The 25,653-nt window shown below is 57.7% G+C and carries 24 protein-coding genes and 1 other RNA gene; 12 read left to right on the forward strand and 13 right to left on the reverse strand.

Annotated elements, in window-relative coordinates; genetic code table 11:
• Positions 1-13: 13 nt before the first annotated feature.
• The 3 genes from HMPREF2854_RS02660 (at position 14) to ffs (ending at position 1,984) form a co-directional block, all read left to right on the forward strand.
• Positions 14-1,003, forward strand: coding sequence for an ABC transporter substrate-binding protein (locus HMPREF2854_RS02660; RefSeq protein ID WP_070619517.1), 990 nt, complete (start codon positions 14-16; stop codon positions 1,001-1,003).
• A 4-nt stretch (positions 1,004-1,007) separates the two neighbouring features.
• Positions 1,008-1,799, forward strand: coding sequence for an ABC transporter ATP-binding protein (locus HMPREF2854_RS02665; protein ID WP_070618609.1), 792 nt, complete (start codon positions 1,008-1,010; stop codon positions 1,797-1,799).
• 89 nt (positions 1,800-1,888) lie between these two features.
• An RNA gene (gene ffs / locus HMPREF2854_RS02670) (signal recognition particle sRNA small type) lies at positions 1,889-1,984 on the forward strand.
• A 131-nt stretch (positions 1,985-2,115) separates the two neighbouring features.
• Here ffs and HMPREF2854_RS02675 read toward each other — a convergent pair.
• Together HMPREF2854_RS02675 and HMPREF2854_RS02680 are read right to left on the reverse strand one after the other, a co-directional pair.
• Positions 2,116-3,408: a Fic family protein gene (locus tag HMPREF2854_RS02675; RefSeq protein ID WP_070618612.1), complete on the reverse strand. Its 1,293-nt coding sequence runs from the start codon at positions 3,406-3,408 to the stop codon at positions 2,116-2,118.
• 226 nt (positions 3,409-3,634) lie between these two features.
• On the reverse strand, positions 3,635-4,231 hold the full coding sequence (locus HMPREF2854_RS02680) for an ArsR/SmtB family transcription factor (protein WP_070618615.1): 597 nt from the start codon (positions 4,229-4,231) through the stop codon (positions 3,635-3,637).
• A gap of 71 nt (positions 4,232-4,302) precedes the next feature.
• Here HMPREF2854_RS02680 and HMPREF2854_RS02685 point away from each other — a divergent pair, with 71 nt between their 5' ends.
• Positions 4,303-5,622, forward strand: a complete 1,320-nt coding sequence (locus tag HMPREF2854_RS02685; RefSeq protein ID WP_261666639.1) for an MFS transporter — start codon at positions 4,303-4,305, stop codon at positions 5,620-5,622.
• Between the two features lie 24 nt (positions 5,623-5,646).
• Here HMPREF2854_RS02685 and HMPREF2854_RS02690 read toward each other — a convergent pair whose 3' ends face one another.
• Entirely contained in the window at positions 5,647-6,864 is a 1,218-nt protein-coding gene (locus HMPREF2854_RS02690) for an arginine deiminase (RefSeq protein WP_070618621.1), read from the reverse strand.
• Between the two features lie 109 nt (positions 6,865-6,973).
• Positions 6,974-8,119 carry an acyl-CoA dehydrogenase family protein gene (locus HMPREF2854_RS02695; protein WP_070618624.1) on the reverse strand — a complete coding sequence of 382 codons (1,146 nt, stop codon included), beginning with the start codon at positions 8,117-8,119 and terminating at the stop codon, positions 6,974-6,976.
• Positions 8,120-8,261: 142 nt separating this feature from the next.
• On the opposite strand from HMPREF2854_RS02695, the gene HMPREF2854_RS02700 reads away from it, so the two are divergent.
• The gene (locus HMPREF2854_RS02700) at positions 8,262-8,960 is read left to right on the forward strand and encodes a LytR C-terminal domain-containing protein (RefSeq protein ID WP_070618629.1); all 699 of its coding nucleotides are present in this window, start codon (positions 8,262-8,264) and stop codon (positions 8,958-8,960) included.
• Positions 8,961-9,023: 63 nt separating this feature from the next.
• Here the strand turns inward: HMPREF2854_RS02700 and HMPREF2854_RS02705 are convergent, their stop codons facing one another.
• Positions 9,024-10,409, reverse strand: coding sequence for a uracil-xanthine permease family protein (locus tag HMPREF2854_RS02705; RefSeq protein ID WP_070618632.1), 1,386 nt, complete (start codon positions 10,407-10,409; stop codon positions 9,024-9,026).
• A gap of 213 nt (positions 10,410-10,622) precedes the next feature.
• Between HMPREF2854_RS02705 and HMPREF2854_RS02710 the strand changes: the two genes are divergently transcribed.
• Positions 10,623-11,486, forward strand: a complete 864-nt coding sequence (locus HMPREF2854_RS02710) for an SIR2 family NAD-dependent protein deacylase (protein ID WP_261666640.1) — start codon at positions 10,623-10,625, stop codon at positions 11,484-11,486.
• A gap of 11 nt (positions 11,487-11,497) precedes the next feature.
• Here the strand turns inward: HMPREF2854_RS02710 and HMPREF2854_RS02715 are convergent, their stop codons facing one another.
• The 3 genes from HMPREF2854_RS02715 to HMPREF2854_RS02725 form a co-directional block, all read right to left on the reverse strand.
• Positions 11,498-12,448 carry a variant leucine-rich repeat-containing protein gene (locus tag HMPREF2854_RS02715; protein WP_070618636.1) on the reverse strand — a complete coding sequence of 317 codons (951 nt, stop codon included), beginning with the start codon at positions 12,446-12,448 and terminating at the stop codon, positions 11,498-11,500.
• 67 nt (positions 12,449-12,515) lie between these two features.
• A complete protein-coding gene (locus tag HMPREF2854_RS02720) occupies positions 12,516-13,244 on the reverse strand; it encodes an anaerobic ribonucleoside-triphosphate reductase activating protein (protein ID WP_083309333.1) in 729 nt (242 codons plus the stop codon).
• Positions 13,244-15,124, reverse strand: a complete 1,881-nt coding sequence (locus HMPREF2854_RS02725) for a ribonucleoside triphosphate reductase (RefSeq protein ID WP_070618639.1) — start codon at positions 15,122-15,124, stop codon at positions 13,244-13,246. Before HMPREF2854_RS02725 ends, HMPREF2854_RS02720 begins: the two co-directional genes overlap by 1 nt.
• A 333-nt stretch (positions 15,125-15,457) precedes the next feature.
• Here HMPREF2854_RS02725 and mgrA point away from each other — a divergent pair, with 333 nt between their 5' ends.
• A complete protein-coding gene (gene mgrA / locus HMPREF2854_RS02730) occupies positions 15,458-16,543 on the forward strand; it encodes an L-glyceraldehyde 3-phosphate reductase (protein WP_070618642.1) in 1,086 nt (361 codons plus the stop codon).
• A gap of 49 nt (positions 16,544-16,592) precedes the next feature.
• On the opposite strand, the gene HMPREF2854_RS02735 is transcribed toward mgrA, so the two are convergent.
• Positions 16,593-17,483, reverse strand: a complete 891-nt coding sequence (locus HMPREF2854_RS02735) for a phosphatase PAP2 family protein (protein WP_070618645.1) — start codon at positions 17,481-17,483, stop codon at positions 16,593-16,595.
• Between the two features lie 133 nt (positions 17,484-17,616).
• On the opposite strand from HMPREF2854_RS02735, the gene HMPREF2854_RS02740 reads away from it, so the two are divergent.
• The 3 genes from HMPREF2854_RS02740 to HMPREF2854_RS02750 are packed head-to-tail and all read left to right on the forward strand — an operon-like array spanning position 17,617 to position 21,055.
• On the forward strand, positions 17,617-18,102 hold the full coding sequence (locus HMPREF2854_RS02740; RefSeq protein WP_186822474.1) for a YbjN domain-containing protein: 486 nt from the start codon (positions 17,617-17,619) through the stop codon (positions 18,100-18,102).
• Positions 18,099-18,569, forward strand: coding sequence for a YbjN domain-containing protein (locus tag HMPREF2854_RS02745; RefSeq protein WP_070618649.1), 471 nt, complete (start codon positions 18,099-18,101; stop codon positions 18,567-18,569). The genes HMPREF2854_RS02740 and HMPREF2854_RS02745 overlap by 4 nt, the downstream gene beginning before the upstream one ends.
• Positions 18,570-18,592: 23 nt before the next feature.
• Positions 18,593-21,055 (forward strand): DEAD/DEAH box helicase, encoded by a 2,463-nt coding sequence (locus HMPREF2854_RS02750; RefSeq protein WP_083309378.1) that lies wholly within the window; start codon positions 18,593-18,595, stop codon positions 21,053-21,055.
• 28 nt (positions 21,056-21,083) lie between these two features.
• Here the strand turns inward: HMPREF2854_RS02750 and HMPREF2854_RS02755 are convergent, their stop codons facing one another.
• From HMPREF2854_RS02755 to HMPREF2854_RS02770, 4 genes are all read right to left on the reverse strand, one after another.
• On the reverse strand, positions 21,084-21,560 hold the full coding sequence (locus HMPREF2854_RS02755; RefSeq protein WP_070618654.1) for an Rv3654c family TadE-like protein: 477 nt from the start codon (positions 21,558-21,560) through the stop codon (positions 21,084-21,086).
• 19 nt (positions 21,561-21,579) lie between these two features.
• Positions 21,580-21,924, reverse strand: coding sequence for a TadE family type IV pilus minor pilin (locus tag HMPREF2854_RS02760; RefSeq protein ID WP_146002528.1), 345 nt, complete (start codon positions 21,922-21,924; stop codon positions 21,580-21,582).
• On the reverse strand, positions 21,917-22,156 hold the full coding sequence (locus HMPREF2854_RS02765) for a DUF4244 domain-containing protein (RefSeq protein WP_102218256.1): 240 nt from the start codon (positions 22,154-22,156) through the stop codon (positions 21,917-21,919). Before HMPREF2854_RS02765 ends, HMPREF2854_RS02760 begins: the two co-directional genes overlap by 8 nt.
• A 183-nt stretch (positions 22,157-22,339) precedes the next feature.
• A complete protein-coding gene (locus HMPREF2854_RS02770) occupies positions 22,340-23,203 on the reverse strand; it encodes a Cof-type HAD-IIB family hydrolase (protein WP_070618660.1) in 864 nt (287 codons plus the stop codon).
• 155 nt (positions 23,204-23,358) lie between these two features.
• Between HMPREF2854_RS02770 and HMPREF2854_RS02775 the strand changes: the two genes are divergently transcribed.
• Together HMPREF2854_RS02775 and HMPREF2854_RS02780 are read left to right on the forward strand one after the other, a co-directional pair.
• Positions 23,359-24,837, forward strand: coding sequence for an FGGY-family carbohydrate kinase (locus HMPREF2854_RS02775; protein WP_070618663.1), 1,479 nt, complete (start codon positions 23,359-23,361; stop codon positions 24,835-24,837).
• A gap of 13 nt (positions 24,838-24,850) precedes the next feature.
• Positions 24,851-25,645, forward strand: a complete 795-nt coding sequence (locus tag HMPREF2854_RS02780; RefSeq protein ID WP_052038999.1) for an aldo/keto reductase — start codon at positions 24,851-24,853, stop codon at positions 25,643-25,645.
• The last annotated feature ends 8 nt before the right edge of the window (positions 25,646-25,653 follow it).

A 25,653-nucleotide genomic window follows, 5' to 3' on the forward strand; every position in this document is an offset into this window, starting at 1 on the left:
AGGAAAACCCGTGATGATGAAGAAACAAATCATCGCCGGCACTCTCGGCGTTATGCTCGCCGCTGGCGCGCTAACCGCCTGCTCAGAAACTGATAATCCCAACACCAACGCTGAAAACGACGCTATTACCATCAACAACTGCGGAGTAGAAACAACCTTCAACACTCACCCGAAGAAAACCGTTTCGATGGGTGTAACCGGCTTGGCTTACCTGTTCGCCGCTGGCGCGCAGGACTCCATCATCGGCCGCGCCAACGAATGGGGCGAAGAACCACCAGCGTGGATTGGCTCAAAAGCAGACAGTATCGACGTGCTTTCCAACGAGTCCATCTCAATGGAAGCGCTGCTGAAACTAGAGCCCGACCTGGCCTACGGTGGCGGGTTCAGCTCTGAAAACTCAAGCCCTGAGGCAGTCGCGGCGAAAGGCATCCCTGCCATCGTTGACGCACCAGAATGCTCCTACTTCTACCCGGATCAACCAGAAAACGAGTCCTTCGACGCGATCTTGGCAGAAGTGACCCAGCTCGGCAAGCTCATGGGCACGTCAGACAAAGCCGACGCCACGGTTGCTGATCTCAAAGCCCAACTTGAGCAAGTCAGAAGCGAAAAAATCGGTAAAGGACGCAAAGTTTCCTACGCCTACTACTACGGGGAAGATCCTGAGCTGTTCAGCTACGGCAACCAGGGCGTGGTGGGAGAAATCAACAAAACCCTCAACCTAGAAACCGCAATTGACCCGAACTACCACCCACACCAAGGCCCCATTGCTCCTGAAGCTTTCGTCAAATCAGACCCCGACGTCGTCATCGTGCTCACCGGCATGGGCGGGGCTACAAAAGAAAGCTCCCTAGAACGCCTTGCGAAAATTCCCGGCTACAACGACATGAAAGCCGTGAAGAATGGCAACATCGTCTACGCCGAATCAGCTGCTGCCTACGCCTCGCCCACGGCAATACACGGCACCCTTGAGCTAGCCAAGCAGTTGAAGGAACTAGGGAAATAAACCGATGAGCGATTCTCCCCTCAAGATAGAAAACGCTAGCGTCCGGTTTGGGAACACCCAAGTCCTTACCAACGTCTCTTTTGAGGTACCTCGAGGACAAATCCTTGGAATTGCCGGGCCTAATGGCTCTGGAAAAACCACCCTCATGAGATCCCTATTCGCTGCGCAAAAACTATCCGAGGGGAGAATCACCATCAACGGTGACCCACTGAGCACACTCAGCCCAGGCCAAGTTGCCAGACGCATCGCGGTCGTTTCACAATTCGAACAAGACATGGACCAAACCCGCGTCATTGACATCGTGCTACTTGGACGAGCACCCCACCGCAAAGACATCCAAGGCTACAACGCCACCGACCATAAAATTGCGCGCGAAGCCCTCGAAGCCGTCGGAATGAGCTATGCCCAAGACCGATACGTTCACACCCTTTCTGGAGGAGAACGCCAACGCGTCCTCATCGCCCGCTCACTCGCTCAACAATGCAAATGCATCCTTCTTGATGAGCCCACTAATCATCTGGACGTCAAATACCAACACCAAATTCTCAGTGTCATCAGGAAAGTCAGCGACACCGCCGTTATTATCCTGCACGACCTCAACCTCGTTGCACGCTACTGCGACAACGCCATCATCCTCAAAAACGGACACCTGCATACCAAGGGCAACCCGGCGGAAATCCTAACGCCGCAACTTATCCGCGAAGTCTACGGCGTCAGCGCCACCGAAGTAAACGATGCGGGCACTAAACAATTCAGCTTCAAGCCATTGCAGGAACCGCTGCACCTCAACCGTTGATAACCTGCAGGCAGGCACTCACTTTCTCCTCACCGAACAGCCGGCAAGCCTCCACCTTTTGTAATCGCCGCGCGGTTTAGTAAACTGGGCGTGATCCCTCGCGTGACGGTATCACCCGAACCTCCCCAGGGCCGGAAGGCAGCAAGGATACGGTAGCTCTGCCGGGTACGTGAGGGATCCTTTATATTCACCAGCGCGGGAGCTCAACCAGACCTCGAGTTCAAGCCCGCCAACGAGTTCAAATCAGCCCACGAGGCGGGCGCGCCTCCGTCCGATAACTATCGTGCTCAACTACGAGGGAGCCCCTGTATCGTGCTCAACTGCGAGGGAGCCTAGGAACCTGCCTCACAGGTTTGCTTACTCGCGTATCAAACTGAGTTGATGCAAGCTTACGCTCGCTAAGCGTTACAAGATCTAAAACCTCATTCGCAATAAACGCCGTAGTTCCACGCGCAATCGAACGAGTAGAAAAGATACCCGCATCAGCTAACTGAGTTAACGCCTCTGAAGCATTCTGAACCGACAAGCCATAAATCTGACTTGCCGTCTTAACCGTCAAAACCGGAGTGCCCGCAAGCCGCCCCAAAATACGCGCCACGCCCGAATCTGAACGCAACGCGCGCGTGTAATTATTAGCCGCTCGGAAAGCCTCGAGCTGCCCGCGCCACTGCTCAGCCAGTAGCAACAGCTGTGCCCGCAGGTCCTCAGCCTGCGTCACAGCCTCGTCCACCGCCCTCGAAAATATTCTTATCCACTCAGCGATCCGCCTAGCATTCTCGGGCGCTTCAGGCGATCCTTCAAAACGAAGATCGTTCAAAGCGGCTACATACTGTTCTCGAAATGTTGCCAGCACGAGGCTAACCGGCAGCAGGCGACTTGAAGTGAGGCCGCGGCGAGTCAAAACCGTATGGATCAGCGCACGCCCAACACGCCCATTGCCATCAACAAATGGGTGAATAGATTCAAACTGCGCATGAACGAGGGCAGCCTGCACAAGTGGACCGTGCGTCGCACCATTCAGATAAGACAGTAGGTCTTCCAATAAGTCGGGAACAAGGCGTGGCGCCGGCGGCACATATTCCGCGCCGATTGGATGATAGTTCGACGTTCCCACCCAGTTTTGTACCGTTCGGATCCCAACTGCCGGATGATCAGCTCCCAGTAACGCTCTTTGCAGCTGCTCTAAATCGGTGATAGCAACACCCTGCGATCGAGCAAGGCGATCCGATGCCTCTCGAACCACAGTCATATTCCGGGCGACGAGCTTCGCCGCATCCGAGATTCCTCGAATATCCTCTGCTTCACCTATCTCTGCCAAAGCGACCTGTTTTGCCGCGGGCACGATTCCTTCGATTTGCGAGGATGCGATGGCTTCGGAACGCAACAAGAAGCGGGACAAATCTTCAAGCTCTGTGATGCCATCTGCCTGCGCTAGGGCGAGGACGCGGCGCTCCACAGCAGCGATCTCCTCGCTAAGCTGAGGACTGATCGAGACTTGAAGCGTTGTTAACCGGTCAGGCAAGTAATACCAGTACGATCCGCCGCGCCTGTTAGCTCGTCCCGGGAGGGTGGGGTCAGCTTCCCATTTAGCTTCAGTGAAGATACCCATGTTCACCCTTTCCGCTTATCCATTAACAGAGTCGCCAGATTATCACCTTTAAGGGTTAAACATGAATAGAAACCGATTTTCTGCACTTTTAGCGATTAAACATGAACAGCGGATCCGCACATTCACCTTTACGCCCTAACGAGCGCAACCAAATCCGACTACCCATCAAACCCGCACGCGACCAACTCGACACCAAGCCGGGGCCTCGAACATAAAAGGAATCCGCCTACTCGCCCTGCTCTATCACCGGGAAGTAATCAATACTCACATATACACGTTCGGTGTTTTGCAGCGTTTCTTCGCGTTCGCTCGCATCGGCAAGACGCTCCTTATGCTCTTCATTTTGGTTCATCGCACGTTCCAAAACACTGCGCAACCCTGCAAAAAGCTCGTTCTTTTGCTCTTCGGTTAGACGGAGCACATTTTGAAAACCAAAGACAACATCATCTCCGCCCGGAGCATTTGCAGCTGCTGCACGATAGCGGCCAACTACCGACGAATTACCAACCGAATCATAAAGCTGCTCGATAACAGCACCCAGATCCCGACCACCAGCCTCAGTGGAAGAATCAACTTTGATGCCTCCTCCCGCAACGCGGTACCAAGTCTCACGCGCGTCGCCACCCGGAGCGTCAAACTTTTCGACAATTCCCGCTTTAGCCAGTTCACGAACATGATAAGACACCGAGTTTGGCGCCTCTCCTAACGCTTGCGCCAGATCACTTACACGAGCGCCCTCATCATGAAACGCAAGCTGGTACAAAATATCCATTCGCTTTGGATTTGCCAGCGTTTTTAACAAAACTTCGCCGTTAGTCGCCATAAATAAACAATACAGAATATTTTGCGCAAGTTCCCTTGCGCAAACTTATTTGCTGATCTATGGTTGTTGTCATGAGCATCAACGAAGCAACCTACGCAAAAATAGAGAACACCGCGGCAGCGAAACCTTTACACCGCAATGCGGACTACCTTAAATGGTTCGTTTCAGACGTCGCGGCAGACGCTGGGAATGCGATAAGAGCTTTTGCTATGCCCCTTATCGGGCTTGCAATCACCGGATCGCTTAGCCTTGCCGGAGCTATAGGTGGAGTTTCAATGATCAGCTCCTTGCTCATGTACTTGCCTGGAGGAGTTGTAGCCGACCGTGTTGATCGAAAGAAACTGCTTGTGGTTGGGCATGGGCTCGGCGTCTTCATTTGGGCAAGCGCCATCGTTGCCTACCTGACCGGCAACCTCAACACGGTCGCGCTATTCACACTCGCAGCACTCTCCGGCCTACGCGGCGGATTCTTTGGCGGGGTATCGATTCCCGCACTGCGCCAACTCGTACCGGGCGAGCAACTACCGCGCGCCCTCGCTGCCAATCAAGCGCGAGACGGAGCCATACAGATGGCTTCAGGCCCGGTGGGAGGATTTCTCGTGGCCCTCTCAGTCTGGGCCCCATTCGCAGCGCAAACCATCGGACACGGCATTGCATGGTTTTTCTCGCGCACTATCAAAGCCGACCTGAGACCGGGCAGAGCACAAGCCTCAAATACAGCGTCCTTATCAGAAGAAGACGTCGACGCTACCGCCGAGGCACTTCGCGTGCGCGATCAGATTACGGGAGGCTTCAGATGGCTGAAACACCACCCGACCATCACCACTTTGACCGTACTCGTTGCCATTACCGCAGCTGCACTCAACGGAACCATTCAAACGCTTATCTTGAGTCTTGCCGCAAGTGGGGCAAACGAGGCCCGGATTGGACTTGTATCCACAGCTATTGCTGTTGGAATGATCATCGGATCGCTAATAGCAGGGCGAATAACTAGCCGCATACCCACGGGAAAACTAGCCATCGCCTCCCTAATTTTTGAGGGCGTGGCACTCACTCCCCTGCTTGTGATCGACAACTTCTACGTGGTTCTCATTTTTGTAGCGATCGCAGCGCTGAGTGTGCCCCTATTTAATTCCGCCGCATCGGGGTGGTCCATCGCGCAAATTCCAGAAGATCAAATCGGATCCATCGGGGCAGCAGCCGGCCTCATCAACGCCGGGCTTCTACCTCTTGCACCGATTATGGCTGGAGTTGGACTTGACGCATTCGGATACACCGCCACATTGGCGATGTTCATTGCCTTGAACTTGCTAGCCGGTTGCGCAACCGCGCTCCTGCCCGAATTTCGTAGGGTTGGGATCCCTTCCGAGTGGGGGATTACAGGGCGATAACACTGGATTCCGCGGCCCGGCGCACTAGGCCGGGTCGCGCGATATTGGGCAAGACATGCAGCGCGGGCCTCCTCGGCCACGGCCAAGCTCCCCGCCGGGAACCGTCAAAACCTCAACGCCCTGTGCCGAAAGGAACTCGTTGGCAGCCTCGTTCCTGTCATACGCAAGCACCACCCCGGGGCGAACCGCCAGCAGATTACACGAATCATTCCACTGGCCCCGCTCCGCATTTGGCCCCGTCTCCGGCGTCGAAATAAACCGCAAATCCGGCTCCCCCAATGCCTTCGCAAACACGCCATGCATATTCGCCGCATCCTCCACGCGCACATCCAAACCACCGCGTGCACCCCGGCGAATCACAACCGTATCCAGCAGTCCCAAATGCTTGTACACCATGAAAGTGTCCGGCGAAACCATCGTCATCACCGTATCCAAATGCATCTGAGCGCGCTCCCGCTGCATCATCACGCCCACAACCGTATGCACATCCGGATCCGCGAACACAGCCTGCGCCAAACCCTCCAAACCAGCCGGTGTTGTGCGCTCCGACAACCCCACAAGCAGAACGCCCCTGCCGGGCACCAACACGTCGCCGCCCTCTACCGTTGCGTCACGAACGCTCCACCGCGCCCAAAACTTGAAATTCTCGCCCACAAACCGCGGATTCCAGCCATACACCGCGTTGTAAATAATCGTTTCACGCCGGCGCGCCCTCATCTGCATCGCATTAACCGATACGCCGCCGTACATCCACATCGACGTATCGCGCGTGAAATACAAGTTCGGCAAACACGGCGCCACCAAATCATCGCCGTGGAAACGGTGAAAATACGTTGATTCAACGTGGCCAAGTTCGTCTTCAAGCTCCCGCTTAGTTAGCCCATCTATCAGCAAATCCGCCAGGTCATCACTGCTCAACCCCGACGCGTATTCACGCAGCGCACTGGCCGCACTCACCCCGAAATAGTCATCCAAGAATGCCGCATCTACCGCGTACTTTCGGGCCTCCTCATTGCGCAGCGCCTCTTTCAACAAGTCATTCAAATACAGGGTTTTCACGCCCTGACCAGCAAGCGTTTGCACAAACGCGTTGTGATCGCGCCTCGCTTGCGACAACCACAACACGTCATCGAACAACAGTTGTTCAATATTCGAGGGCGTCAGCCGGTCCATCTCTTTACCCGGCCGGTACACGATTACCTCGTGTAACTGCCCAACCTCAGAATAAACACCTAGCGACATCACTAACTCCTTCGGCTTCCTCTATCTTTGCGCAAAAACCGCGCCCCCGCACCGCATGTAAACAAAAGAGGGGACCGGGCAGGCACCCGGTCCCCTCAACAAGCGGAAGCTACTTAGACTTGGGCCCCAGTAGCATCGCTGCCCAACCCGAATACACGGACTCGGCATCCGAGGGCTGGAACAAGCCCGCAACCACATCACGATAGAGGCGCGAAAGCTCCCTGGAGTTGTAGTAAGACGAACCACCACATGCGCGCACAGCCTGCTGCACTGAGAACAACGCGGCCTCAACAGCGCGGTGCTTAACTGCAGAAAGCTGCGACAACCACAAGAAACCGCGATCCTCGAATGCCTCAAAAGCGTTAGAAATGTGCTCGATATGCGGGTGAATGCCGTCCATCTCCACCGCCGCCGTGGCAATGATGCGGCGAATATCAGGATCATCCGAATACGGCGCATCGTTCATAACCGAACGACGCTTCTTCACCGTCTCTACCGCAACCTCAACCGCGCGATCGCCAATACCCGCGTAGGTTGCAGCCAGCAAAATCTCAAAGTTCGCGTAAATGCCGAGGAATACCGGGTCGAGCGACGGCCCCTCGTCAATGCGCGCAAGTACCGCGTCCTCATCCGCGTGAGCGCCCTCAAGCACTGTGGAGTTAGACTGCGTGGCCCGCATACCCAGCGTGTCCCAGTCATCCAGAATCTGGAAGCCACCGCCCTCGCGCGACAACAATGCGAACACCGACTTTGGGCCATCCTCTGAAGCGGAATCACGACCAAACGTCATCAGCTTGGTCCACGCCGGCGACAGCGAGGTGAACACCTTCTTGCCATAAAACGAGTAGCCACCCTGGGCATCAGGGCGCGCCTCGGTTAGCGAACCGAGTAGCACGCGGTCATTAGCCGGCTCTGAAATACCGAAGCCATACAGCTCGCCTGCGGCCGCTCCGCGAAGAATCTGCTCGCCCTTCATGTTGCCGCGCGAAACCATGTGACGCGCCAAACCCACAATAATCTGATGCATGTTAATGCCCAGAGCCGTGCCCGGAGCGGCCTTCGCTAGGCGCGTCTGCTCCTTCGCGATTTCCGCAAGCGTAAGACCAGCGCCACCATACTCCTTCGGCACAAATGCAGCGTAGTAGCCGGCCTCTTTCAACTCTTCATAGTCTTCAAACGGAAACGTGTTCTCGCGATCATACCGATCAGCACGCGAATGAATGCGCTCTAGCAAATCCTCATTGAGGAAACCCAATTTGAACTCCTTGCACTAGTTTGTCCGTCACGCGAATGCGTTCCCCTAAGATTTACACGCTCGCCCAGCGCTTCACACAATTGGCGCGCCGCCCAGCCCCGGTTAGTGCACAATAACGCCCAATTAGACTAGAGTTAACAGGGTGAATCCCACCTCGCCACAGCCCGTAGAGCCGCGCAAAACCAGCCCTCGCCTGCAGTTTCGAGAGGCCCGGCAGCGGCGTCAGAATCTTGCGTTCTCCGTGATCGTCTCAATCATGGCTGCCCTTTCTCTACTTTCCCTGCTTGTGTTCACGGGCATTTTGCCAGCCCCGTTCTTCAACGAATTTTCGGAAGGCAAAGAAGAAGTGAGAGCCGGTGAGGTGCCGTGCTTCCCCGAAGGTTCAAAGCCCGCCAGCCTCGACGGCATTCACGCAACCGTGCTGAACGCTACCGGCCGGCCCGGCCTGGCCCACTCGATCGCAGAATCTTTAGAAGCACAGGGTGTAACAGTTGACGCGACAGGCAACTATGAAGGCCAGTTCTACGGGACGGTGAAACTGACCGCCGGGCGCTCCCAAGTGGTAGCCGCCTACACTCTGGCACGCGCGTTCACCGATTCCACGGTCCGCTACGCGCCGTCCGACCCTGCAAGCGTCACCATTATTCTGGGCGAACGCTTCACCGACTTGCCAAGTAGCGAGGAAGTCGCGGCGTTGCTCTCAAACACTGAGCCGTTGAAACAGGTAGAAAACTGCAAGGTGATTCCAGACAAAGACAAAACCGAGCAGCCTGCCGAAGAGGAAACCTCGCCCAGTGAAACCGGAACTGAACCGGTCACAGAACCTGAACCGAGCGAGTAACTCAAACACATAAAGTTAGCGGCTTCCCCACTACGGGAAGCCGCTAACATTCTCTGCCGGTTGTTACTGCTGGCCCGTACCCTTGTGACGGGACGCGTAGCCCTCCCACTCAAGATCGGTACCAGCGGGCGCCGAGGCCGGCGAAGCCGCCTCTAGGTTTGTGCCCCGCACCTTCGAAATCCACCTCATCAAGTGGTACACGCCAATCGCTGCCGCAGAGCCCAGCGCAATACCACCAAACTCCATGCCAGCCGGAACCCACGTGAAGTTTGCGATCGCAATAATCATTGCCACTGCCGCGGTATTCAAGTTCACCGGATCAGCAAAATCAACCTGGTTCTGCACCCAAATACGCACGCCCAGCATGCCGATCATGCCGTACAGCACCGTGGCCGCACCGCCCAGCACGCCCGCGGGAATCGTTGAAATGATCGCACCAAACTTAGGCAACAAAGACAGTGCCAGTGCGAACAGTGCGGCAACCACGTACGCAGCCGTCGAGTACACGCGGGTAGCAGCCATAACACCAATATTCTCCGCGTAAGTAGTGGTACCCGAACCGCCACCAGAGCCCGCAATCATCGTGGACAGGCCATCAGCAAACAGGGCGCGGCCCGTAATATCATCAAGATTTTGTCCCGTCATAGCGGCAACCGACTTAACGTGACCCACGTTCTCCGCAACCAGCACGAACACCACCGGAACAAACAGGCCCAGCGTAGACCAGGCAAACTGCGGCGCGTGGAACTGCGGCAAACCAAACCATGCGGCCTCACCAATAGCGGAATAATCCACCTCGTTCTGAATCGCCGCGGCCGCATAACCAATCAGCACGCCCACCAGAATCGACAAGCGGCCAATAATGCCCTTAAACAAAACCGTGGTCAACAAGATCGCAACAATCGTAATCACCGACGTGACCGGAGCCTGCTGCACCCAGTTCCACGCGGCCGGCGCAAGGTTAAAACCAATCAGCGCAACGATTGTGCCCGTAACAATCGGCGGCATAACCACGTCAATCCAACGCGCGCCCGCAAAATGCACAATCACGCCAACCGTCGCCAGCGTTGCACCCGTTGCAATAATGCCACCTAAAGCAAAAGCCGGGCCCAAAGACTCGGACACGGCCACGATCGGAACGATCAACGCAAACGAAGAACCAAGATAAGACGGAAGGCGCCCGGCAGTAATCGCAAGGAAGAGGAGGGTGCCAATCGCCGTAAAGAACAGCGTCGTGTTAGGCGGGAAACCCGTCAGCAACGGCACCAGGAACGTTGCACCAAACATTGCAACAACGTGCTGCGCGCCAATACCAATAGTGCGAGGCCAAGTCAGACGCTCATACGGCATCACTACCTCACCGGGAGAAATCGACTTGCCATCCCCGTGAAGTCGCCACGAAAAGAACTTTTGAAGCTGGGACCTGCGCCCCGAAGCAGATGTGCTCATGGAATTCCGATCTGTGTTTTGTCACCACGGCTAAACAAACGCTTAGCCCGACCGGAATTCCACGGTATCGCCCTGCCCCCAATCCGCCAAACTCGTGTCCAACCCGTGGCCGCCCAGGGCTCGGGCCGGAGTCCTCGGAAATTAATAGACCCTCACTTAGCCGCGACATTTTGCGGTTTTTCGCGCCTACAATGGGAAATAGGGTGATCTGAAGTGACTAATTACACGCAACTTAGCGAAACGAACCAGGCAAAAGTTGATGCGCTTGCGGGCATGATGCGCGGACACACCACCGCCATCATCGCGGGAGCAGGCATGTCCACTGACGCGGGAATCCCCGACTACCGCGGCACGGGATCCTCTGGCGGCCAAACCGTGGACTTCGACCTATTCATGTCAGACCCAAAGTGGCAGCGCTGGGTGTGGCAGCGCAACCAAGAAACCTGGAAGACCGTTGCCGGCCTATCCCCCACCCCCGCACACCTGGCCGTTGCCGCCCTACAAAAAGCTGGATACGTAAATGGCATTGCCACGCAAAACGTGGACGGGCTCGACGTGCGAGCCGGCATTGACCGCCCCGCCCTGCTACACGGAACCTTCGATACCGCGGACTGCGTCATGTGCGGCGCCAACTATCCGCGCAGCGAGGTTGACCAGTGGCTGCGCAAACTAAACCCCGACGTGGTGGATGACCCTGATCCGGCGCACGTGGCAATCCTCGCCAACGTGGACGAGGCTGGCGCTAACGCTTCAACCTTCAAGGTTGCACCGTGCCCAAAGTGCGGCGGTCCGCTAAAACCCTCGGTGGTATTTTTCGGCCAGATGCTACCCGCAGACGCCATGGACCTGGCGTTCCAATACGCGCGCGAGGCAGGCGTGCTACTGGTAGTTGGCTCCTCGATGATCGTTGGAACAGGAGTTTGGGTAGCTCAAGAGGGGCTGCGCAATCCTGATACTAAACTCGTCGTGATTAACCGCGGCCCCACCCAGGTAGATGCCTACGCCGATCTACGGATAGAGGGAGGGGCCTCGCAAATCCTCACCGCCGTTGCCGAAAAGCTTGGCGTGGAGGTTTAGCGCTCGCAGACCTATTGGACCCAGGGGAACTGGTCTTCGGGCAAGAATCCCTTATCGGTTGTAGCCCAGCCCTGTCGTGATACGGCAAATCCCTGGCCCGTCTTCACGTTCCAGCACGAAATCCCGTTGTACTGAGACCCGCACGCAACGTCCCCGAACTTGCCGAACTGGCCGTAATCCACCTTGGTTGCGCCCTGCGCATTCACGCGCAGCGAACAATCGCGCTTCACACCCTCCGCGGTTGCCACAACCGTTACAGATCCGTCATCACATGCCCCGCCACGCATACCTTGTTGGGTTTGCAAAACCGTGCATGCCACCGACCCGTCTGCCAGTTTGCAAAGAATATTTCCCGAGGGAGCCGCAACCAGCTCCAAATCCACGGCCTCCCCAGGAGCCGGGAACTTGATTTCCGTAGCCGTAGTGGCCTCCTCCGACGCCCCCGTATCCGAGGGGGTAGCGGTGGCCTCCGACTCTGCGGAAACAGTAGTAGAAGGTTCCGGCCGGGGAGCCGTGGGAGTGCCAACAAGCAGTTTCGCAGCCACAAACACCAATGGGATCGCAATAACAAGCAGGATAATCAGGGCGATCAGACCCGTCTTATTCGAATGCTGCTGCGAGTCTTCCTCGCCTGCGTCCGCAGTCTGTGCAGAGTTACGCACCGGCTCCTGCGACCCCGCCCCAGTTGCGGCGCCGGCCGCGAGCGGCGCACCCGCCGAATCAGAGGGGTAGACCGGGCCGGATTCCTCACGCTGCTTCAGGGCAGCTTTTAGGGCCTCGTCATCAAATTCGCCCAGCCACTCCAAAAGCCCCGGATAGGTGGACGGGTTCAGCGCAATCACCGGACGCAACTTTGGGTATTCAAAAGCGAGCGTGCGTAAAACTTCCAGGTTCGTTGCCGGGTTGGCGGCAATCTGCGCTAAATCCGGTCTTTGCGGTGAAGCAGTCGGATCCGTGTTCATGGAAGTCCCCTTATAGGCAAATATCTGACGTGGCTAGTATTCCATGAACCTAGCGCATTTCCAGACTTTAAGCGGGGCGAACAATGAAGGATTCAAAGCCAAGAGAGCCAATATCGCGAGCGAGCGCGTCGAACTGATCCTGCCATCCGGGCAGATCCGCCTGGAAATTATCGGGCGCCCCTTCTGCCCTAGCCTGCTGGAGAGCGAACGATTTCACGCCTGCCTCCAAACATCCGCGCGCCACGTCCAGCTCGTCACCAGACGAGGCGGGGAACGCCGTTAAGCGCACTTCGTAGTCAAAATCCTGCTCGCGGGCGCGGCGAAGCAGGATGCCCAGTGACTCCCACGCCTTCTCACCCGAGTTGGGCCGCCCCACAACGCGAGGATAGTTCTGCGCGGTGGCTTTAACATCCATGCCCACCCAATCAACCAGGCCGGTGCCAAGCAGTTCATCAAGCAGCTTCGGGTACGGCCCGGCAGTGTGCAGGCCCACCTCGAAACCCATCTGTTTCACCTCAGCCGCGGCGGCAAACAGGGCGCGCTGGCGCGTGGCTTCTCCCCCGGAAAACACCACGCCATCGAGCAGGCCTTGGCGGCGGCGCATCAAAGCAACCACCTCGTCCCACGCAACAACGCCGGGCACACGCGTGTCAATGATCGCGTGATTGTGGCAGTACCCGCACGCCCACGGGCACCCCTGCGTAAACACCGTGGCAACGAGTTTTCCTGGCCAATCCACGGTAGACATGGGCGCGAGACCCGCAATCTGCAGGTCCCGCGCATCCGCCTCAAACACTATGCTTGCGCCTCCAGCTGCGCCTTTTGTGCAACGCGAGAGCGCAGCGGGCCGTGCTCGCTTGCCGCCTGCTCAGTAAACATCTGGCGTTCCTTGTACTCCGACTGCTTGCCGGTATTAAACGAAGTTACGGGGCGGAAGTAGCCCATAACCCTGGTCCACACCTCGCATGCCTGCTCGCGTCCGCGATCCGCACACTTGGGGCAATCGAAGTGCTCTCCCGCGAGATAACCGTGCGTTGGGCAGATCGAGAAGGTCGGAGTGATCGTAATGTAGGGAACCTTGAACGCGGCCAGCGAGCGGCGCACCAGTTCCTTGCAAGCCTTAGCGGAAGAGACTCGCTCGCCCATGTACAGGTGCAGCACCGTTCCGCCCGTGTACTTGCCCTGCAACTCCTCCTGCATTTCGAGGGCCTCGAACGGATCATCCGTGTAACCGGCCGGTAGCTGCGAAGAGTTGGTGTAGTAGGGCGCGTCCGGTGTGCCCGCCTGAATGATGGTGGGGAAGCGCTTTTGGTCCTCGCGCGCCAGGCGGTAAGTGGTGCCCTCCGCGGGCGTGGCCTCCAGGTTGTACAGGTTGCCCGTGCTCTCCTGAAGATGAACCATGCGCTCATTCACGTGATCGAGGATGCGCGCCGCCATGTCGTGGCCATACTCGCTCGTAATGTCATGTTCATCCAGCGTGAAGTTGCGAACCATCTCGTTCATGCCGTTCACGCCGATAGTGGTGAAGTGGTTATCCAACGTGCCCAGGTAGCGCTTGGTGTAGGGGAACAATCCGTTATCCATGTAGTGCTGCACAACCTTGCGGCGCTTCTCCAGCGTGTCAGAGGCAATGTCGATCAGCTGGTCCAAACGCTTGTACAAGCCGTCCTCATCACCCGCAAACAGGTATCCGAGGCGGGCCATGTTGATCGTTACAACGCCAATCGAACCGGTCTGTTCTGCCGATCCAAACAGGCCGTTGCCGCGCTTGAGCAGTTCGCGCAGATCCAACTGGAGCCTGCAGCACATCGAACGGATCATGCCCGGATCAAGGTCCGAGTTCAAGAAGTTCTGGAAGTAGGGCAGGCCATACTTCGCGGTCATCTCAAACAGCAGATCTGTGTTCTCGCCCTCCCAATCAAAATCGGGCGTGATGTTGTAGGTAGGGATCGGGAACGTGAACACGCGACCGTCCGCGTCACCGCCCGTCATGACCTCCATGAACGCGCGGTTAATCATGTCCATTTCCGCCTGCAGGTCACCGTAGGTGAAGTCGCACAGCTCATCGCCAATGAGGGGCGTTTCGTTCTTCAGATCCTCCGGGCAGGTCCAATCAAACGTCAGGTTCGTAAACGGGCACTGCGAACCCCAGCGCGAGGGAACGTTCAGGTTGTAGATAAGCTCTTGCATATTTTGCAAGATGTCCTCGTACCTCATGTTGTCCAGGCGCACGAAAGGCGCCATGTAGGTGTCAAACGAGGAGAACGCTTGCGCTCCGGCCCACTCGTTCTGCAAGGTGCCCAGGAAGTTCACAATCTGGCCGCAGGCGGACGAGAAGTGCTTGGGCGGCGCGGATGCGATGGCACCCGGAACCCCGTTGAAACCCTCTTGCAAGAGTTGTTTGAGGGACCATCCGGCGCAGTAGCCCGACAGCATGTCGAGGTCGTGAATGTGAATGTCACCCTCGCGGTGCGCAGCGCCGGCCTCGGCACTGAAAACACGCGTGAGCCAGTAGTTTGCAACCATTTTCCCAGCCGTATTGAGAATGAGGCCGCCCACGGAGTAATCCTGGTTCGCGTTCGCGTTTACACGCCAGTCAGACTGATCCAGGTACTCGTCGATGGTGGAGATTGCGTCCACGTTGTAAACCGGCACAGCGCCATTTTCTGAGTGCATACTCGCTCACTGCTTCCTTTTGGGTTGGGGTTTCGCATCGTTACGTAAGAGTTGGCGCATGAGATCGAAAACGCACCACAACCCCTACATGTTGTGTAGTTACACTATTGCAACTACTAGATAGGGTGTCAATTTGTATATCGTTTCGGCGTGGCGCGGACTCTAAACCGATTTTCGAGGCGAGGCAGGCGCTACTTTTCCTAACATTTCAGGCAATTCTCGGCCCCGCCCAAAATCCATTCGATCCCTGGGTACGATTAATGAGGACACATTCGTTATTTTCTGCGTCGCGCGCATGTGCAATGCATCACAAAAACGCGCAGAGAGGGACACATGAGGAATTCCAGAATCCCAAACTACGGCATCGACGAGTACGCGCCAGCTTCGGACCGCTACAACAACGTGGAATACCGTCGCCTGGCCAAGACCGGTCTGCGACTTCCTCCCGTCTCACTTGGCTTTTGGCACAACTTCGGCGACGACAAGCCGCTACAAACCCAGCGCGACATCGTTCGCCGCGCATTCGACCTGGGGGTTAACCACTTCGACCTCGCCAACAACTACGGACCTCCATTTGGTAGCGCAGAGAAGAACTTTGGTCGCATCCTGCACGAAGACCTGCTTCCCTATCGCGACGAACTCATCATTTCTTCCAAAGCCGGCTGGGACATGTGGCCCGGCCCCTACGGCAACGGCGGTTCGCGTAAGTACCTGACGGCCTCGCTGGATCAGTCTTTACAGCGCATGGGCCTGGACTACGTGGATATTTTCTATTCTCACCGCCCCGACGCCGACACCGACCTTGAAGAAACCATGCTTGCACTCCATAGCGCGGTCAAAGCTGGCAAAGCACTATACGTGGGCATTTCTTCATACTCGCCAGAAGATACGATGCGGGCGCAGGCAATCATGCGTGACCTGGGCACGCCGCTGGCTATTCACCAGCCGTCCTACTCGATGTTGAACAGGTGGGTTGAGGAGGGCGAGCCGAACCTGATCGAGACGTGCGCGCGCGAAGGCATGGGCATGATCGTGTTCAGCCCGCTGGCGCAGGGCCTGCTTACTGGCCGCTACCTGCACGGCATTCCTGCGGATTCGAGGGCGGCGGCAGGCAAATCGCTCAGCCGCGACATGCTTCGCGAAGAGAACCTGGATCATGTACGCAAACTGTCAAAGATCGCCGAGCGGCGCGGCCAGACGATGGCCCAGATGGCGATCTCTTGGGTGCTCCGCGACCAGAATGGCTACAGCGTGGATTCAGCCCTGATTGGTGCTTCTTCGGTGAAACAGCTGGAGGAAAACCTCAAGGCCACCGAAAACCTGGAGTTCAGCGACGAAGAAATCGAGCAGATCGACCAGTACGCGGTTGAAGCCGGCATCAACATTTGGCGCGGCGCTACAGATTCAACCAAGAAGTAGCAGTTGATCCAGATAACATGAGCGAGGCCGGGCGCGTCCCGGCCTCGTTTTATGCGCGTTTGCGCCCGGTTTGAAGGTAGACCACGAGGTTAATGGCTAATACAACCAGGGCGGCAAGTATCGCGCACGTGCCGGCGGTGTAAATGTGGGCAAGCGCGCGAGATCCAGCGGCTAACGCCTCTACCGGCACGCCCTGCGAGACGTGCGTAAGAGTTGCCGCCAACTGATCGCGCTTAATCACAAACGCGGTAATCAACAGAACGAGGACTACCAAAGAACCGATGATTGCCCCGGTATTTAGGCGGTCCGAGGGCGGGCTGGGTTCCTCCTGCGGCGCAAGCGCCATCGCCCACATGAACGCCACCAGGATGCCTCCGATGACGTCGAGGGGCCTATGCCAGCCGAGGATAACTATTGAAATGACCAGGCCGGCCACAACAAACGACAGTACGAACCCCGTGATTGAGCGGATTTCGCGCGGCAGCACGACCGCGAGCGCCAACGCTAGTGACACCAGGAGTGTGGTGTGTCCCGATGGGAACGAGTTGGGCAGGTCAAAACCTATCCCCAGGTAGGGGCGGTGTAGCAGGTAGGTTTTCAGCACCTGTGTCATTAGGTTTGCGCCGAGTATCATCACGCCGGCACGCAGCGCGAGTGCGAAGCGTCCTCGCACGGCCGCAATCAGCATGATTACGCCCGCGGCAATCGCGACGGTGTACAGCGAGATCGAGTTGGTCAGTATGCCGTTAACCCAGTCGAAGCTGGAGGCGCGCTGCATCGCAACGTCCAAAGCCGCCTGATCCAGAAGTTGGCCCGTGCTCGTATATAAGCCCCCGATGGCCAGCAGAAGTAGCGCTAAGAGCGCACCAAAAGTGAGTACGACGCGTAGTGTGCGCCGACTATTCGCTGTGAATATCGGGGTTTGCCCCTGGTCGCTCACTCTTGTTCCCTCCACGTGTTACCAGTGAATAATAATCTCATCCCGCCCCATTTGATTCGATTCGACGCGCGCGAGCGATCCACCTCACCTAACCTGTTATCAGATCAAAGAGTTTGAGGCTTATACGAGGAGAGTGGCAGTGACGGCGGAAATCCCATCGCTAGTGACACCAGAACGCGTCCGACATTTCCTGTGCGAGCTTGATAACTCAGAAGATGGGTTCGACATTCACAAAAATGGTGAGCACGAGTTCGTGTTTGCGGCGCAGACGGGCCTCATTTTTGTAAACTTCTCGTCGCCGTCAATCCTGCAGATTCGCGGACTTTGGCGCGGCGTTTCAAAGTCCGAGGACGATTTTGGGCTACTAACTCAGCAGGTGCACGCGTGTAACGTGCAGCGTTCTGGCCCAAAAGCCTATCTGGTTCCTATAAAGGAGGCCGCCGAGTTCAGCGTGGGAGCAGAGGCCAGCCTCGTGATTTCTAAGGGTGCCACAAAGGCGCAACTGACAGATTTTTACGAGACGGCGCTGACCATGGTGCTCGGCTATTTCCAGGATTTAGAAAAAGCGCTTCCTCACCTCGTTGATGTACCGCGCGATGAAGAGGAGGTAGGCCGATGACTTTGCACGTGGTATCAGATGACCCGAAGGTTCCCTCACCGGTAACGTTTGAGCGCATCGGGCACGCGGTTGAGTCGATGGGCACCTCGTTTGAAGTGTTCGAGGAGGAGGGCTTTGGCCTGGCGAACTTCTCGGGCTTCCCGTTCCAGTTTGCTTTCACCACCGCGGGTAAGTTCTTGTCGGTTCGGATTTTGTGGAAGACGGATCTGCCAATGTCGATGCAGGCGATGGCAACGCTGTTCACGGCTACGGACCAGTGGAACCGGGAGCGCTACTTCCCCACGATTTACACGCTTGTAAACGACGGCATGATTGAGGTTTGTGCGGATTACATTTGCTCGGTGGATGCGGGCATGAACGAGGAGCAACTGGTGGATAACATTTCCGCTGGCGTGGCCTCTGGAATGGATGGCATCAACTTCATGCAGTCGATAGCTAGGGGCGTTGCAACGCAGTTAGCGAATTAGTGATGGGCGGGCAGGCGGAGTCAATGGCGCAGCGCCTGCTGGGCGCACTGTCTTCGATTGCGGGCAACAGCGACCGCCTGGTTTCCACCCTGACCGTACCGGGGCGCGAGGAGCGTCTAACTGATTGGCCCGAGTGGGCGCATCCGCGCGTGGTGGCCAGTTATGAGCGGATGGGAATTAGGCGGCCGTGGTCGCACCAGGCACAGGCCGCCACAGCCGCCTACGAGGGCTGGCATACCGTGATTTCTACGGGCACGGGCTCGGGCAAGTCACTTGCCGCTTGGCTACCGATTATTTCGGCCATCGAGGAGGGCTCTGGCACCCGGCTTTCGCAGATGCGACACCGACCGACCGCCCTGTACTTGGCGCCAACGAAGGCGCTGGCAGCGGACCAGTTGCAGCATTTGCAGGCCGTGATTGCAGGTGGCGAGGAGCCTCTTTCGGTGCGCATCGGCACGGCAGACGGGGACACGCCTCGCGAAGCGAAGGATTGGGCCCGCGGGTTTGCCGACGTAATCCTCACAAACCCGGACTATTTGCACCACGTCCTCCTGCCCGGTCACGAGCGGTGGACGCGCCTGCTTTCTGGTCTGCGGTTCATAGTGATCGACGAAATGCACTATTGGCGCGGCGTTACCGGAGCCCACATCGCCCTCGTTCTGCGCCGCCTGCTACGCATTGCCCGCCACCTTGGCGCGGATCCAACTGTGATCATGCTTTCGGCAACCGTGTCCGAGGCCGAACGCACTGCCGCGAACCTGATTGGAGTTCACGAGGGCGAGGTCGTGTGGGTGACGGAAGACGGTTCACCGTCCGGCCCGAAAGACCTGGTGCTCTGGCAGCCGGCATTCATGGCCCCGAAAGATGTTCCGATTGAAGACTTCCTTGCTGCCATCGAGGCCGAGGGGGAGGAAACCCGCGTGCTCTTAGCGGGCATGCAGCGCCGGTCTGCTACCTCGGAGGCCGCTATCTTGATGGCCGAAATGGTGCAACGCGGCGCAAAACTGCTGACGTTTGTGCGCTCGCGGGCGGCCGCGGAATCTGTTGCGGCTAAGGCGCGGGATGTACTGTCAACGCGGGCGCCGCAGTTGATGTCTAAAGTGGCGTCTTATCGCGGCGGATATTTGCCCGAGGAGCGTCGCGCTTTAGAAACCTCGCTTCGCACGGGCGCGGTGGCCGGGCTGGCAACCACTAACGCGCTGGAGCTCGGCGTTGACGTTTCTGGCCTGGACGCGACGATCACGGCCGGTTGGCCGGGCACGCGCGCATCGCTGTGGCAACAGGTGGGGCGTGCGGGCAGGGCCGGCGCACACGGAGTATCGGTGCTGATTGCCTCGGATAATCCGCTTGATTCATTCATCATCCACAATCCCAACCTGATTTTAGAGGCAGCCGAGGCCACCACGTTTGACCCGGCAAACCCGTACGTGTTGACACCGCACCTGTGCGCGGCAGCGAGCGAACTACCGCTAACCGAGGCGGATTTGCAACTGTTTGGGCTGGAGTCGACAACGGTTTTTGACGCGCTGGCGGAGCAGGGTTACCTGCGTAGGCGCCCAAGCGGATGGTATTGGAACGTGGCGCTACCGATGCGCGCTCACGACCTGACGGAATTGCGCGGCAGCGCAATGGAGGTGCAGGTGGTGGAAGAAGCTACGGGCACCGTGATTGGCACCGTTGCATCAGACCAGGCTAGCGCGCAAGTGCATCCGGGGGCGATTTACGTGCATCAAGGCCGCACCTTCCAAGTCACCGAGCTGACTTCGCAGCCCGCAGTTGCGGGTGGTACTTTGCGCGGCACTGGTTCGGGCGCAACCAGCGCAGCTACGGGCGGCACCCGCGTGGCTTTGGTGCGCCCGGTGGTGACCGACTTGCGCACTCGCCCAACCGTGCAGTCGCGCGTGCAGATCCTGAACGCCGCGGATACCTGGAGCGATGGTGCGGTTACGTGGAGTTTTGGTGAAGTGGAAGTGTCTTCCCAAGTCACCGACTTTGACACGCTGCGTCTGCCCGGCCTGCAGTTCATCTCGAACACCAAGTTGGACATGCCGGTACAAAAGCTCCTGACCATGTCCGTGTGGTGGCAGATCGACGAGGCCGTGGCCGCGAAGCTCGGAGTGTCAGCCGCGGACCTGCCCGGCGCTCTGCATGCGGCAGAGCACGCCTCTATCGGTATTTTGCCGTTGCTAGCCACGTGTGACCGCTGGGATTTAGGCGGCCTATCGGCGGCCGACCACGAACAAACGGGCATGCCCACGGTTTTTGTACACGACGCCTACCCCGGGGGCGCTGGTTTTGCCGAGCACGCTTGGAAGAATGCCTACGAGTGGGTGCGGGCAACCCTCAACGTGATTGAGGCTTGCCCCTGCGAGGACGGCTGCCCCTCCTGCGTGCAATCACCCAAGTGCGGCAACCGCAACGAACCCCTGTCTAAATCAGGAGCCCGCACCCTCTTGCGCTATCTGATCGAGCACTGCCCCACCTAGCCGGTCCCGCGTTGCCTAAGCCGCATCATCAACGGTCAAACTGAACTTGGCTAATCACCTGCGGATTCTTGGGGCCCGCCCGCGAGCGCACATGTACGTCACACGAGGACACCCGCACACTGGCTGCGGTAACAACGTCGAGCCCGTCAGCGACGCAACTGGTCAGCGCGATGCCATTGCTTGCACACACTTTGCTCACCACCGCGCACGGATCAGCCCCGTAGGTAGCGCCAACTGAATCGATCAATGCCGACGCGCCAGCTAACGTGGCTAGGTCTAGAGCCGCCTGCGCCCTAGTTTTTGCGGCCAAAACGTCAAGTGCAAGTGCCGCCACGGCCGCAATCATTACCAGAGCTGTCACAACCGCAATCGCCCTCACAGTGGCGTTGCCCGCCTCGCTGTGCGCACGCCTTTTAGAAGCCCAATGTTGCGCCGCAGCAGGTAATCCGCGGGCCACACGCTGGCTACCGCCCCGTGTGAGCGCAGCCGTGTTCGCCGCTTTCATAGCCGCCCCTCCCTGCTCATCACGGTGCAAAGCTGGCCTCTTTTTGCACGGAAACCTCACACCGAACCGGCACTGCTAGGGTGCCCGCAGACATCGCCGCGGTTACCGTGGCGCCGGCTCCCGCGTGCGCGATCGACACGCTTGCTTCGCGTGAAACCGACTGGACTGCCAAGCTGGACGCTTGCGCGTCACTCATGCCAACGGACACTGCCCGAGCAGCTGTTCGCGCCGCGTGGCATGCCTGACCCTGGCTAGTAGCGGCTGACACTCCTGCAATCATCAGAGCAAAAACTGCGAGAAGTGCGGGGATAGTAACCGCGGTTTCAGCCGTCACCATCCCCGCCTCGCCCTTCAACCTAGACACTGAGCGCCGACTGGATGATTGACGTGAGCATCGACTTGATTGCCCCGGACTTCAGTACCGCCAGCAAAACTCCAGCGAACGCGACCGCTGCCAAAATACCCACCGCGTATTCCGCGGTAACAAAACCACCCTCATCAAAATCACGCCGCGCGCCATCAATGTCTCCGCGCATAGAACGACCCTGCCAATAGGGCGCGAACATCCGCATGGAAATTCGTTTTTGTGGTGACATATTTTCCCTCCTTCTCGATATGTCACCGGAACTTTCTCGCACCCTTAATCCGGATTCGAGGCCACCTTGTAGGCGCTGTGGACACGCCCCGGTTTGCCGGACCTGTGGGTAGCTTTCAACCTAGGGACACGGCAAGGCCGCCCCGGCAGATGCTCGAGGCGGCCTCAACAATCAAAACTACGTTTAGCCGTGCACGTGCAGGTAGGCGTCAATGAAGTTTTCAACGCCCCCGTGGTTGTGGTGGCCAATGACGCCGCGAGCGATCGCCTTCACCTCATCGCGCGCGTTCTCCATCGCGATGGGCCAGCCGGTTTCAGGCATCCAATGCACGTCATTGCCGCCGTCACCAAATCCAGCAACACGCTCCAGGTCCCAACCCAGCTTGTCCGCCACAATGTGTAGCGCCTTCTTCTTGCCTTCGCCGGGCGAAACAATCTCAAAGTAGTTATTCAAAGACCGCTGCAAATCCGGGAAACGCTCAAGAAGCTCCGGAGTCAGCTGGTCAAGCACCTGCGGATCGGGATGGGCGTACATGATTTTCAAAATGAGGTCCGGATCAATCTGATCGATGTCCTCAATCCGCACGGCCAACCCCTCATTCGCATCCTTCAAGAACCGGGCAGAAAAGTCGTCGCGATCAGAAACCATGGAATCGAACAGGAACAGCGTGATCGACAGGTCGTGCTTACGGCCAAGATCTATGAGGCCGCGCGAAAACTCCGGCTCCATAGGGTGCTGGTACAAGATTTCATCTGTTTCGCAGTCGCCCACTACCGCCCCGTTTGAGGCTACGACAATGCCCGGGCAGTGCGCGTCATGAAGAATCTCCGAGGCGGCCGGGTACACGCGTCCGGTGATGATTACTGGCTGAACACCGGCATTTGCGAGGCGGGCCAGCGCGCTGATCGTGCTTTTTGGAACGTACGAGCTTGCGTCTGCAAGCGTGCCGTCCACGTCAAATGCCATCGCGTCCACGCGCCCCATGGCGCGGGCCAGACGAATCAGAGAGTCTAGGTCGGATCCAACAAATGGGGTATCAGGCTTCATAGCGCCGAGTATAGGTGAAATTTGGCAACGAATTGGAAAGTTCTAAAGCTTTTTCTCAAAAGTAGTATCGCATATATCATTTTCTTGATAACTTAGTGGCGTTGAATGCAACAAGCGATCAACGATGGCTGGCAAGGTCAAAGGAGATTAAAGCCATGGCAGATCTAGTTATAGGCATTGATATTGGCACCGGTTCCACTAAAGGCGTGCTTTCAGACACCAAGGGCAACGTGCTCTACTCGGAAGTAGTTAGGCACGAAACCTCATTCCCCAAGCCCGGATGGGCAGAACACGATGCGGACGCAGTGTGGTGGTCCGACGTTGTTAAAATTTGCCGCGAACTCGCAACCCGCGCGAAGGGCGACGTAGCAGGTCTTTGTATTTCGGGCATCGGCCCCGTGTTCCTCGCCGCTGATGAGCGCGGCACGCCGCTGCGCAACGCAATCCTCTACGGCGTTGACACCCGCTCCTCTAAGGAAATTGACGAGCTCACCGAACGCTACGGCGAAGAGGCCGTGCTGAAGAAGTGTGGCAACGGCATGACGTCCCAGTCCGTGGGTCCGAAGATCGAATGGGTTAAGCGCAACGAGCCCGAGGTTTGGGCCAAGACTCGCCGCTTCCTGATGGCACACACCTACTGCGTGTTCCACCTGACGGGCGAATACGTACTAGACCACCTGGCCGCATCCATGTGCGAGCCTCTCTACTCGCCGTTTACCAACGACTGGGTAGATGAGTGGGTCGAGGACATTTGCGGCGATCTTCCAATGCCGCGCCTGATGTGGTCTAACGAGATTGCCGGCCGCATCACCGATAACGCTGCTCGCATCACCGGCCTCCGCCCCGGAACACCCGTGGCCGTAGGCTCCGTTGACGCCTTCGTTGAAGCACTGTCGGTAGGCGTGCGCCAGCCGGGTCAAGTCATGCTGATGTACGGCTCCACCATGGTGGCAGTACAGATCTCGGACCGTGCTCTCGAGGGCCCGTCGCTGTGGTCTTGCGCAGGCCTGCTCGAAGGCACCTCGAACCTATCGGGCGGCATGTCAACCACCGGCTCTCTCACCACGTGGATCAGCGAACTCACCGGCCTCGGATATGACGAGCTTTCCGAGATGGCCGCGCAGTCCAAACCCGGATCGAACGGCCTGATCATGTTGCCTTACTTCTCGGGCGAACGCACACCTATTGCAGATCCGGACGCGCGCGGCCTTCTGGCCGGCCTGAACCTTACACACAAGCAGGGCGACATTTACCGCTCCGCGCTTGAAGCTACCGGATTTGGTTCTCGCCACCTGCTGGAAACGATCCGGGGCTGCGGCGGCCAAGCAACCGAATACTGGGCTGTTGGCGGCGGAACCACCGGCGGGCTCTGGCCTCAAATCATGTCCGACATTATCGGCATTAAGCAGTACATCCCCGAGGTAACGATCGGCGCCTCCTACGGTGACGCACTACTAGCCGCAATGGCAGCCGGATGCGTAGATGAAACCACCGTTTGGAACCGAGCCGAGCGCGAAATCGTGCCAAATGAGGACAACCTCGAGCTCTACTCAGAAATGTTCCAAACCTACCTCGACCTGTACCCGGCAACGGCTCCGATGAGCCACAAGCTTGCCGACATTCAGCGTCGATAAGGAGAAAACCCGTATGAAAATTCCAGCCGTTGCGTATGGCACATGGAAGCTAGATGACGCGCACGCAGCCACTTGCGTAGCACGTGCAATTGGCGACGGCTACCGTATGGTCGACACCGCGCAGCGCTACCACAACGAATATGGAGTAGGGCAAGGCGTCCTAAACTCCGGCGTGGAGCGAGAAGAGGTACTTGTTGCCTCGAAACTGCGCGGTGGCGACCAAGGGTTAGAGCAAGCTAGACGCGCATTTTTTGCCACGCTACGAAACCTTGGGCTGGACTACATCGACCTGTACCACATTCACTGGCCCCTACCGCGCCTAGGGCTCTACCTCGAGTCTTACGAGGCGCTCATGCAGCTACGTGAAGAAGGTTTCATCAAGAACATTGGCGTATGCAACTTCCCCATCGCGCACCTACAAAAAATCCGCGAGGAGTTCGGCGAATACCCGGCAGTGAACCAGTTCGAGGTACACCCTGGGTTTGCGCAAATCGACCTCGTGAATTTCTGCCTTGAAAACGACATTGCACCGCAAGGTTGGGGAGTTATTGGACGAGGCAAAGGCCTTCTTGAACACCCTGACGTCAAGAAGATTGCCGCTGAGCACTCTTGCTCGCCCGCGGCAGTGTGCATCGCGTGGGCTTCTGCCCGCGGAATCTCATCGGTAGCTAAGTCCGCAAACCCAGACAGATGGAAAGACAATCTTTCGGCCCCGCGCATCAAACTTAGCGAGAACAACATGCGCACGCTCGATCAGATCGCAGTTGGCCGACTCGGTAAAGACCCCGAAGTAGACGAAGAATATTAGGAGAAAAC

Origin of the sequence: Actinomyces sp. HMSC075B09 (assembly GCF_001812395.1) — a bacterium.
GTDB lineage: Bacteria > Actinomycetota > Actinomycetes > Actinomycetales > Actinomycetaceae > Gleimia > Gleimia europaea.

Bases quoted from the DNA above. Each gene is read 5' to 3' on its own strand.
- HMPREF2854_RS02660 (WP_070619517.1), top strand. From the start codon at position 14: ATGATGAAGAAACAAATCATCGCCGGCACTCTCGGCGTTATGCTCGCC.
- HMPREF2854_RS02665 (WP_070618609.1), top strand. From the start codon at position 1,008: ATGAGCGATTCTCCCCTCAAGATAGAAAACGCTAGCGTCCGGTTTGGG.
- HMPREF2854_RS02675 (WP_070618612.1), bottom strand. From the start codon at position 3,408: ATGGGTATCTTCACTGAAGCTAAATGGGAAGCTGACCCCACCCTCCCG.
- HMPREF2854_RS02680 (WP_070618615.1), bottom strand. From the start codon at position 4,231: ATGGCGACTAACGGCGAAGTTTTGTTAAAAACGCTGGCAAATCCAAAG.
- HMPREF2854_RS02685 (WP_261666639.1), top strand. From the start codon at position 4,303: ATGAGCATCAACGAAGCAACCTACGCAAAAATAGAGAACACCGCGGCA.
- HMPREF2854_RS02690 (WP_070618621.1), bottom strand. From the start codon at position 6,864: ATGTCGCTAGGTGTTTATTCTGAGGTTGGGCAGTTACACGAGGTAATC.
- HMPREF2854_RS02705 (WP_070618632.1), bottom strand. From the start codon at position 10,409: ATGAGCACATCTGCTTCGGGGCGCAGGTCCCAGCTTCAAAAGTTCTTT.
- HMPREF2854_RS02715 (WP_070618636.1), bottom strand. From the start codon at position 12,448: ATGAACACGGATCCGACTGCTTCACCGCAAAGACCGGATTTAGCGCAG.
- HMPREF2854_RS02725 (WP_070618639.1), bottom strand. From the start codon at position 15,124: ATGCACTCAGAAAATGGCGCTGTGCCGGTTTACAACGTGGACGCAATC.
- mgrA (WP_070618642.1), top strand. From the start codon at position 15,458: ATGAGGAATTCCAGAATCCCAAACTACGGCATCGACGAGTACGCGCCA.
- HMPREF2854_RS02745 (WP_070618649.1), top strand. From the start codon at position 18,099: ATGACTTTGCACGTGGTATCAGATGACCCGAAGGTTCCCTCACCGGTA.
- HMPREF2854_RS02750 (WP_083309378.1), top strand. From the start codon at position 18,593: ATGGCGCAGCGCCTGCTGGGCGCACTGTCTTCGATTGCGGGCAACAGC.
- HMPREF2854_RS02755 (WP_070618654.1), bottom strand. From the start codon at position 21,560: ATGAAAGCGGCGAACACGGCTGCGCTCACACGGGGCGGTAGCCAGCGT.
- HMPREF2854_RS02765 (WP_102218256.1), bottom strand. From the start codon at position 22,156: ATGTCACCACAAAAACGAATTTCCATGCGGATGTTCGCGCCCTATTGG.
- HMPREF2854_RS02770 (WP_070618660.1), bottom strand. From the start codon at position 23,203: ATGAAGCCTGATACCCCATTTGTTGGATCCGACCTAGACTCTCTGATT.
- HMPREF2854_RS02775 (WP_070618663.1), top strand. From the start codon at position 23,359: ATGGCAGATCTAGTTATAGGCATTGATATTGGCACCGGTTCCACTAAA.
- HMPREF2854_RS02780 (WP_052038999.1), top strand. From the start codon at position 24,851: ATGAAAATTCCAGCCGTTGCGTATGGCACATGGAAGCTAGATGACGCG.